The organism is Methylorubrum podarium (genome assembly GCF_022179745.1).
In the GTDB taxonomy this organism is placed as follows: domain Bacteria; phylum Pseudomonadota; class Alphaproteobacteria; order Rhizobiales; family Beijerinckiaceae; genus Methylobacterium; species Methylobacterium podarium.
This window is the reverse complement of record NZ_BPRD01000225.1, coordinates 1-8,074: the sequence shown is the minus strand read 5'-3', so window position 1 is coordinate 8,074 and position 8,074 is coordinate 1. Positions and strand designations below refer to the sequence as shown.

11 protein-coding genes and 1 pseudogene are annotated in these 8,074 nt (G+C 69.1%); 4 read left to right on the top strand and 8 right to left on the bottom strand.

Annotated elements, in window-relative coordinates; all coding sequences use genetic code 11:
* Window positions 1-299: pseudogene (locus MFF42_RS12105) on the bottom strand (ornithine cyclodeaminase); the annotation flags it as partial.
* Between the two features lie 131 nt (window positions 300-430).
* Between MFF42_RS12105 and MFF42_RS12100 the strand changes: the two are divergent.
* Window positions 431-856, top strand: a complete 426-nt coding sequence (locus tag MFF42_RS12100; protein ID WP_238255968.1) for an Lrp/AsnC family transcriptional regulator — start codon at window positions 431-433, stop codon at window positions 854-856.
* On the opposite strand, the gene MFF42_RS12095 is transcribed toward MFF42_RS12100, so the two are convergent.
* The 3 genes from MFF42_RS12095 to MFF42_RS12085 all read right to left on the bottom strand — a co-directional run bounded on the left by MFF42_RS12095 (window position 857) and on the right by MFF42_RS12085 (window position 3,198).
* A complete protein-coding gene (locus MFF42_RS12095; protein WP_238255967.1) occupies window positions 857-1,315 on the bottom strand; it encodes a type II toxin-antitoxin system RatA family toxin in 459 nt (152 codons plus the stop codon).
* A gap of 6 nt (window positions 1,316-1,321) precedes the next feature.
* A complete protein-coding gene (gene lipA, locus MFF42_RS12090) occupies window positions 1,322-2,326 on the bottom strand; it encodes a lipoyl synthase (protein WP_238255966.1) in 1,005 nt (334 codons plus the stop codon).
* 134 nt (window positions 2,327-2,460) lie between these two features.
* Window positions 2,461-3,198, bottom strand: a complete 738-nt coding sequence (locus MFF42_RS12085) for a cell wall hydrolase (RefSeq protein ID WP_238255965.1) — start codon at window positions 3,196-3,198, stop codon at window positions 2,461-2,463.
* Window positions 3,199-3,406: 208 nt separating this feature from the next.
* On the opposite strand from MFF42_RS12085, the gene MFF42_RS12080 reads away from it, so the two are divergent.
* Together MFF42_RS12080 and MFF42_RS12075 are read left to right on the top strand one after the other, a co-directional pair.
* Window positions 3,407-3,622, top strand: coding sequence for a hypothetical protein (locus MFF42_RS12080; protein ID WP_238255964.1), 216 nt, complete (start codon window positions 3,407-3,409; stop codon window positions 3,620-3,622).
* Window positions 3,623-3,643: 21 nt separating this feature from the next.
* Complete coding sequence (locus tag MFF42_RS12075) at window positions 3,644-4,990, top strand: PQQ-dependent sugar dehydrogenase (protein ID WP_238255963.1); 1,347 nt, start codon at window positions 3,644-3,646, stop codon at window positions 4,988-4,990.
* A gap of 22 nt (window positions 4,991-5,012) precedes the next feature.
* Here MFF42_RS12075 and MFF42_RS12070 read toward each other — a convergent pair whose 3' ends face one another.
* The 3 genes from MFF42_RS12070 to MFF42_RS12060 all read right to left on the bottom strand — a co-directional run bounded on the left by MFF42_RS12070 (window position 5,013) and on the right by MFF42_RS12060 (window position 6,627).
* A complete protein-coding gene (locus MFF42_RS12070; protein ID WP_238255962.1) occupies window positions 5,013-5,648 on the bottom strand; it encodes a L,D-transpeptidase in 636 nt (211 codons plus the stop codon).
* Between the two features lie 97 nt (window positions 5,649-5,745).
* Window positions 5,746-6,009: a hypothetical protein gene (locus tag MFF42_RS12065; protein WP_238255961.1), complete on the bottom strand. Its 264-nt coding sequence runs from the start codon at window positions 6,007-6,009 to the stop codon at window positions 5,746-5,748.
* A gap of 117 nt (window positions 6,010-6,126) precedes the next feature.
* A complete protein-coding gene (locus MFF42_RS12060; protein WP_238255960.1) occupies window positions 6,127-6,627 on the bottom strand; it encodes a 1,3-beta-glucanase in 501 nt (166 codons plus the stop codon).
* A gap of 229 nt (window positions 6,628-6,856) precedes the next feature.
* Between MFF42_RS12060 and MFF42_RS12055 the strand changes: the two genes are divergently transcribed.
* Window positions 6,857-7,618 carry a YoaK family protein gene (locus MFF42_RS12055; RefSeq protein ID WP_238255959.1) on the top strand — a complete coding sequence of 254 codons (762 nt, stop codon included), beginning with the start codon at window positions 6,857-6,859 and terminating at the stop codon, window positions 7,616-7,618.
* Between the two features lie 304 nt (window positions 7,619-7,922).
* Here the strand turns inward: MFF42_RS12055 and MFF42_RS12050 are convergent.
* The coding region (locus tag MFF42_RS12050; RefSeq protein ID WP_507763108.1) for an oxidoreductase dimerization domain-containing protein at window positions 7,923-8,074 on the bottom strand (152 nt) is incomplete at its 5' end.

The following is an 8,074-nucleotide window of genomic DNA, read 5'->3' as shown; positions in this document are numbered from 1 at the left end:
AGGCAGACCGTGGTCGCCATGTCGGCGAGCACGCCGAAGGCGACCACGGTCTGCCTGCCGAGCCGCGTGTTGCCCGGATGGCCGTTGACGAACTTGAAGGCGTAGAGCTCGGCATCCGAGACCGGCATAAGCTCGATCACGCCGCCGGCCGAGTGGCTGGCGAGGCGGGGCGAGAGGTCGAAATCCGTCCAGCGCAGGAAGTCGGCGCGCAGGCTCGCCGTGAGGCGCCGCAGGATCGGCTCGGGCCCCTCCCGTCGCAGGATGTCCGCCATCTCACCGGATCCGATGTAGCGCGTCACACAACTGCTCCTCGACACGTCCGGCCCAAAGCATGGCCGAACGCCATGCGCAGCCGAAAGCCGAACAAGTGCGCAATCCGAGCACGCTATTGCCCGGTCTGCTAAGCTCGGCTGGTCGAAAGGAGGCGTCCATGCTCGACGAGACCGACCGTCAGCTGATCGCCTTGCTGCGCACCGACGCGCGGATGCCGCTGGCCAAGCTCGCCGCGACTCTCGGCGTGACGCGGGCGACGGTCCGCGCGCGGCTCGATCGGCTGGTGACGTCCGGTGTCGTCACCGGCTTCACCGTCACGGTACGGGATCTGCAGCCCGACGGCGTGCGGGCGGTGACGCTGATCGAAGTGGACGGCCGTCACGCCGAGAGCGTGATCCGCCGCCTGTCGGGTCTGCCGGAGATCCGGGCGCTTCACACCACGAACGGCCGCTGGGACATCGTCGCCGAGATCGAGGTGCCGACGCTCGGCGATTTCGATGCGCTGCTGCGCACGATCCGTCAGATCGACGGGATCGCCAATTCCGAGACCAGCATCCTGCTCGCGGCCCGGAAGGGCGGCTGATCAGGCGGCCGCGCCGTAGATCGCGGCGGCGCGGCCCTCGAACGCGTCGGTGAACTTGCGGAACGCCCGGTCGAACATCGTGCCCATCAGGAGGCCGAGCGTCCGGCTCTTGAACTCGTAGGTGATGAAGAAGTCGACCTCGCAGCCCCCGCCCTCCGCGTCGCGGAAGGTCCAGCGGTTCTCGAGGTGCTTGAACGGCCCGTCGATGTATTCGGCGACGATCTTGCGGTTCTCGCGGTCGAGGCTGACGCGGGTGGTGAAGCGTTCGCGGATCGCCTTGTAGCCGACGCCCATCTCCGCGACCCGCACCTTGGTGCCGTTCGGCCCCTCGGCGTCGCGCAGCACTCGCAGCGACTCGCAGAGCGGCAGGAATTCGGGGTAGCGCTCGATGTCGGCGACGAGATCGTACATCTGCGTCGCCGAGTGACGCACTTTCCTCGTGATGCGGAAGGAGGGCATTCGGGCTCAGGCGTTGACGGCGACGGGAGCGGGCCCGAGCTTGGCCAGACGGGCAGCCTTCAGCCGCGCGAAATCCTCGCCGGCATGATGCGACGAGCGCGTGAGCGGCGTCGCCGAGACCAGCAGGAAGCCTTTCGCGTAGGCCGTGGTCTCGTAGGCTTTAAATTCGTCCGGCGGCACGAAGCGCACGACCTCATGATGCTTGCGGGTCGGTTGCAGATATTGGCCAATGGTGAGGAAGTCGACCTCCGCCGAGCGCAGATCGTCCATCAGCTGCACGACTTCGTTCCGCTCCTCACCCAATCCGACCATGATGCCGGACTTGGTGAAGATCGTCGGATCGAGTTCCTTCACCCGCTGCAACAGGCGCACGGAGTGGAAGTAGCGGGCACCGGGCCGCACGGTCACGTACTTGCCGGGCACGGTTTCCAGGTTGTGGTTGAACACGTCGGGCTTGGCCGCGATGACGACTTCGAGTGCACCGGGCTTCCGCAGGAAGTCGGGCGTCAGGATCTCGACGGTGGTGCCGGGGCTCGCCCGGCGGATCGCGGCGATGGTGCGCGAGAAATGCTCGGCGCCGCCGTCCTTGAGGTCGTCGCGGTCGACCGAGGTGACGACGACGTGGTGCAGGCCGAGCTTGGCGACCGCGTCGGCGACCTTCTCCGGCTCCGCCCCGTCGAGCGCCTCCGGCAGGCCCGTGCGCACGTTGCAGAACGAGCAGGCGCGGGTGCAGGTGTCGCCCATGATCATGAAGGTGGCGTGCCGCTTCTCCCAGCACTCGCCGATATTCGGGCAGCCCGCCTCCTCGCAGACGGTGACGAGGTTGTTGGCGCGGACGATGTCCTTGGTCTCGGCCCAGAGCTTGGAGCCCGGCGCCTTAACCCGGATCCAGTCCGGCTTGCGCTGGATCGCCGTGTCCGGCCGGTGCGCCTTCTCGGGATGGCGCGGGCGCGCGGGCGCATCCCCCTTCGGCCGGGTGTCGTTGTTCAGAAGATCGAGGACGACGGCCATGGCGATGCGGGGTGAGCCTCACGGGAGCCGGGCCGGTCGATCCGGCCGCGTCCCTGACTTAAGGCCTCGTGCCCCCTGCGCATAGGGCGGGGGCGACAACCCGCCCCGGCCGTAACCCTGCTCAATGACAATCGTCAGTGCTTGTCGCGGCCGGGAGCCGAGGCGTAGCGCGCCGGGCCGGGGATGCGCAGCTCGGGCGCATTCGGCGCGGTGTACTCGGCGGTCAGCGTCGGCTGCACGCGGCCGGTGAGCGGCAGGCCGATCATGCCGGAACTGGCGGCGGCGACCTGGAGCGGCATCAGGCGGCCGGCAGCCGTCTGCACCACGGCGCGGGGCTGGACCGCCGGCAGGTAACCTTCGCGGTCGCTCTTCTCGTAGAAGACGTTGCCGCCGGCCGCGGCGACGTAGTGCATGTTGTTGTACGGGAACTTGAAGCCGGCGGTGTGGAAGTGCAGTGCCGGTCCGACGGCCTCGTGACGCTTGCCCGAGAGCAGCGCGTCGGCGACCTTTTCCAAGCGCGGCCGGTCCTGGTCGCGCACGGGCTTCGTCAGCACGCCGTTGGCGAATTGCCGCTTCTGGCCGACGACCTCGCAGATCCGGCCGGGATAGGCCGGCGCGTCGAGGCGGTTCATCACCACCGTGCCGACGGCGAGCAGCCCGTCCTCGTCGCTGCGGTTCGACTCGAAATACATCGCCCGGGCGAGGCATTCCTTGTCCGCGGCGGTCGGCGCCTGCACGACCTTGGCGTTCGTCGCGATCGAACCGGTCGTCAGCTCAGCCTGATGCGGAAACAACCCGCATCCCCCCAGACCCGAACCGGTCAGCGCTAGCCCGAAGAGGCAGAGAAGACGGAAGGTCCGGTCGGCTTGCATGCAGGCTCCTGAAGGCTGACGACGCTGGTTGGCCAAGCTGGACCATTCCGCCCACAGGAGCAAAGAAACTGTTAAGCCTGGATTTCGAATCCAGGGGGGTGTGTCCTTTGGCACACGCCCGCTTCCCGGAACGCCGCGGAGCCGATTGAACGGAATGACGAGCTTGGGCGTTGACTGCCCTGGAGCATCGTCAACGAAGGGTCGGGCCATGGTCGAAACGAGCGCGGAATCGTCGGCCTCCTTCGATGAGCGGATGCGCGAGGAGGCCGCCGCGGCCGGCCGCGCGGCGCTGGAGGCTTCGCTGCAGCGCTTCAGCCACGAGCAGCGCGACGCGTTCTGGAACGCGATCGGGCTATACTACTCGACCCGTCGTCATCCCGGCGCGGACGAGGCCGCCGTGCAGGCCGCCGCCACGCTCGCCTGATCCCGTATCGTCGAGGTTTCGATGCGTACCTCCGCCAAGATCGGACTTTCCGCGCTCGCCGTCGTGCTGCTCGGCGGCGCGGCCTTCCTGCGATTCATCGTCTACCCGGAATCCGCTGCCCTCGACGTGGCGGCGAGCAGCGGGTCGAGCCCGACCCTGCCGGCGCCGAACCCGACGCTGATGCCCACCGTCAACATCGCCCGCGTCGCGCGCTGGAGCGAGGGGGCCAAGCCGAAGGCCGCGGACGGCCTGAGCGTCGCCGCCTTCGCCACCGGACTCGACCATCCGCGCTGGCCCTACGTCCTGCCCAACGGCGACGTTCTCGTTGCCGAGAGCCAGGCGCCGAAATCCGGGGACCATTCCACCAGCGTCACCGACTGGGTAGCCGACAAGGTGAAGAGCATGGCCGGGGCCGGCGGCGCGAGCCCCGACCGCATCGTGCTGCTGCGCGACCGGGACGGGGACGGCGTCGCCGAGGAGCGCCACGTCTTCCTGAAGGGGCTCACATCGCCCTTCGGCATGGCGCTGGTCGGCTCCGACCTCTACGTGGCGAACGCGGACGCCCTGGTGCGCGTGCCCTATTCCGAGGGCCAGACGGAGAGCACGGCGAGCCCGGAGAAGGTCGTCGACCTGCCCGCCGGGATCAACCACCACTGGACCAAGAACGTCGTCGCGAGCCCGGATGGCCAAAAGCTCTTCATCACCGTCGGCTCAAACAGCAATGTCGGCGAGAACGGGCTCGACATCGAGAAGGGCCGCGCCGCGATCTGGGAATACACGCCGGCCACCAAGGCGATGCGCGAATACGCCACCGGCCTGCGCAACCCGAACGGCCTCGCCTTCGAGCCGAAGACCGGCGTCCTCTGGACGGCGGTGAACGAGCGCGACGAGATCGGCAGCGACCTCGTGCCGGACTACATCACCTCGGTAAAGGAGGGAGCCTTCTACGGCTGGCCGTGGAGCTATTGGGGCCAGCACGTGGACGAGCGGGTGAAGCCGCCCCAGCCGGAGAAGGTGAAGCTGGCGGTCGCGCCCGACTACGCCGTCGGCACGCACACGGCGTCGCTGGGCATCGCGTTCTCGATGGGATCGAACCTGCCGGAAGCCTGGAAGAGCGGCCTGTTCGTGGCCCAGCACGGCTCGTGGAACCGCCGCCCGAAGAGTGGCTACAAGGTGATCTACGTGCCGTTCGCCGACGGCAAGCCCGCGGGCGCGCCGGTCGATGCGCTGACCGGCTTCCTCAACGCCGACGAGAAGGCGCAGGGGCGGCCCGTCGGCGTGGCGATCGACAAGGCCGGCGCGTTGCTGGTGACGGACGACGTCGGCAACACGGTCTGGCGGGTGACCGGGGCAGCGGCGTCGAACTGATCGGGCCCCGCGCCGCCAGGGCTCAGTACAGATCGCCGTAACCCACGCCGGCGCCGTAGCCGTCATCGAACACGTCCCGGTAGCGGCGGACCGGCGGACCGTAGGCCTCGTCCTCCCAGGTCCGGCCGCGGGAACGCACCGCGACGACGCCCTCGTCCTCGCCGTAGCCGCGGCGAGCCGAGCGCGCCCGGCCGGGGCGCTGGGTTTCGGCCACCGGCGCGTCACCGACGCTGCCCTCGATGACGACGCGGGTGTTGGCCATCTTCTGCTGCTTCACCAGGGCGAACAGCGTGGCGGCATTGCGCTGCGAGAGGCGGACGCAGCCGTGCGAGGCGGCGCGGCCGAGCCGGCGCGTATGCGTGGTGCCGTGGATCGCGTGGCCGACCTGCGTGAAGAAGATCGCGTGCGGCATCGGCGCGTTGTCCCACTCACGGGAGAAGTGACTCTTCTCCATGCGGAACGGGCGGTAGCTGCCGTTCGGCGTGTCGTGGCCCGCAACTCCCGTCGAGACCGGCCAGTCGTAGCGCTGCGCGCCGTCGACCACGACGCTCATGCGCTGAGCATCCTTGTCGACGGCGATGAGGAGATCGGCCCGCGCCGCCGGAGCCGTGGCGATCAGGGAGAGGCTCGCGAGAAACGCGAGGAGAGGCAGGAGCATGGCGATCGTCCCGGGCTTCGGTCCTCGCTACATGCGCCCCCGCCGCCGCACTTCAAGCGGTGCGTCCCCACGCCACGACGCCGGAGAACTACGCAGGTCACCCGTACGGTGATGCGCTGCGGACGAAGCCGCGGGAGATGAGGCGGCTGTTCTCTCGGGAGCGGCGCTCGGCCTCCATCAGGTCGGACAGGGCATCGGTGATGGCGCAGCGCAGGGCGATGTCCGCATCGCCCTGGGTGGTGCTGAGATAGGCCTGGGCGATCTCCTCGACGGGGCAGGATGCCGCCGCCCTCTCCTGTCCCGGATCCACGAAGCGGGCGGACGTGCCGTAGCTGCGCTCTGCCGTCTGGGGTTTGGGCATGGTCTCTCTCCGACTCGGTGTGAGAACGAAGATAGAACATACCGAAATGGTTAACGAGACCTTACCGGCATCGATCGAGGCTGTGGACATCCCGTCCGGCCGCGTCCGTACACACCGTCAGCGCAAGCCAGAGCCGCTCAGCGGATCGAAATACGCGTCCGTCGGTCGGCGGGAGAAGCCCGCCCCGCCGGCGATGCCGGCCCCCGCAGGCGCCCCCCCGCCTCCCGATCCGATGCTGCCCGTCACGTCGTCCAGGGGCCGCTGCGTAGCGGTGCGGATCCCGCCGCCCCCGGAATTCAGGCCGGCACCGCCGAGAGCGCCGGAAGCGCTTGCGCCGCCGAAGCTCAGGCCACCGGCGCTCGTGCCGACGCCGGGTGCGGAGGTGCCGAGACCGGAGATTCCGGACGCGCCGCCGAAGCTCAAACCGCCGGGATTGGCGAGAGCCATGGTCGCGGTCGGCGCCGCGACCGTCGCCACCGTTGATGTGGGACCGAACGGCAGGCCCGGCGCGGTGAAGCCGGAGGGCAGGCCGCTGCCGGCCGACGTCTGTGCCAGGGCCGGCACGCTGCCGACCCCCATCGCCAGGACGCCGATCCGCACCAGTCGCATCACTGTCATCGCGCGTCCCCCTCCCGAAGCGCCCATCGTCGGCGTGAAGGCCAACGCCGGGACGGCGGCGCGGTTTCCGGTCCGCCGCGGCCCCGTCGAGGCTCATCGTGGAGTGCGCGTCTCCGACGCGGATGACGGTCCTTGGGGCCGAACAGACTTGCTTTGCCGGGCAATGTGCAAAAACGGCCGCGGTTAGGATAGGATCGAAACGACAGTCCCGACCGCCGATCCCTGCCCGATGCTCATCCACGAAGGCCGCAGCCGAACTCCGGGCATCGATCGGCGTCTCGCTTGGTCCTTCGCCGGAATCGCCGGCGCTTTAAACGCCGCCGGCTTCTGCGCCTTCGGCACCTTCACCTCGAACATGAGCGGAAACGTCTCGGCGCTGGCCGACCATCTCGGTCTCGGCGAATTCGCCATCGCCCTGCCCGTGCTGGCGCTCGTCGGCGCGTTCATGGCCGGGGCCATGGGCGCGACCCTCCTCATCGCCGCTGGCCGCCATCACCGGCTGTCCGGCGTCTACGCCTACAGCGTCCTGACGGAAGCCCTGCTTCTGGCCGGCCTCGGCATCCTCGGCTTTTGCCTGCCCACAGGCTGGCACGGCGCCATCCTCGCGACCGGCCTCAGCTTCCTGCTCGGCCTGCAGAACGCGACGATCACGCAGATCACCGATGCCCGCGTGCGCACGACCCACGTGACCGGCATGGTGACCGATCTCGGCATCGGCCTCGGCCACCGCCTGTCGCGCGACGGCGGCGCCTCGGGGCCGGATCGGGAGAAGATGCGGCTCTACGGGGTGACGGTGGCAGCGTTCCTCGCGGGCGGTGTCACCGGCGTCGCGGCTTGGCGTGTCCTCGGCAGCACGCTCCTGTTCGTCGTCGCCGGCTTGCTCGCCCTGATCGCGATCCCGGGCATCGCTTCGGCCCGGCGACGGACGGCCTCGCAAGGGCATCGCCCGACCGAACCCGGCTACTCCTGCTCTTCGAGAGAGACGACGTAGCTCAGCGGACCGGCGCATAGGGGCCGCCGACGAGCGGAACGCCGTATCGGATCACGGGGTCGGCCGGCCGTCGTCTCCGGAGCGCATCGTCACCGGTCTACGGGTCGCCGCGGCTTCGAGTTCGACCAGAGCATCTTTGGCCGCCGCGGCTGCTGTCCGCTGTCTCGAATCCTCGTCTCCCGGACAAGCATTCCGCCGGAGAGGCACGATCCAGAACCCAAGCAACGAAGCACGGGCGCGCAGAACCGCGGCATCGAGCCTGATCCTGCGCGCCCGCTGAAGACGCTCGGGTCCGATCGAGCGATCAGGTGTGGATCACCCGGCCGTAGGCGTCGAGCACGCTCTCGTGCATCATCTCGGAGAGCGTCGGGTGCGGGAAGACCGTGTGCATCAGCTCTTCCTCGGTCGTCTCGAGGGTCATCGCGACGACGTAGCCCTGGATCAGCTCGGTCACCT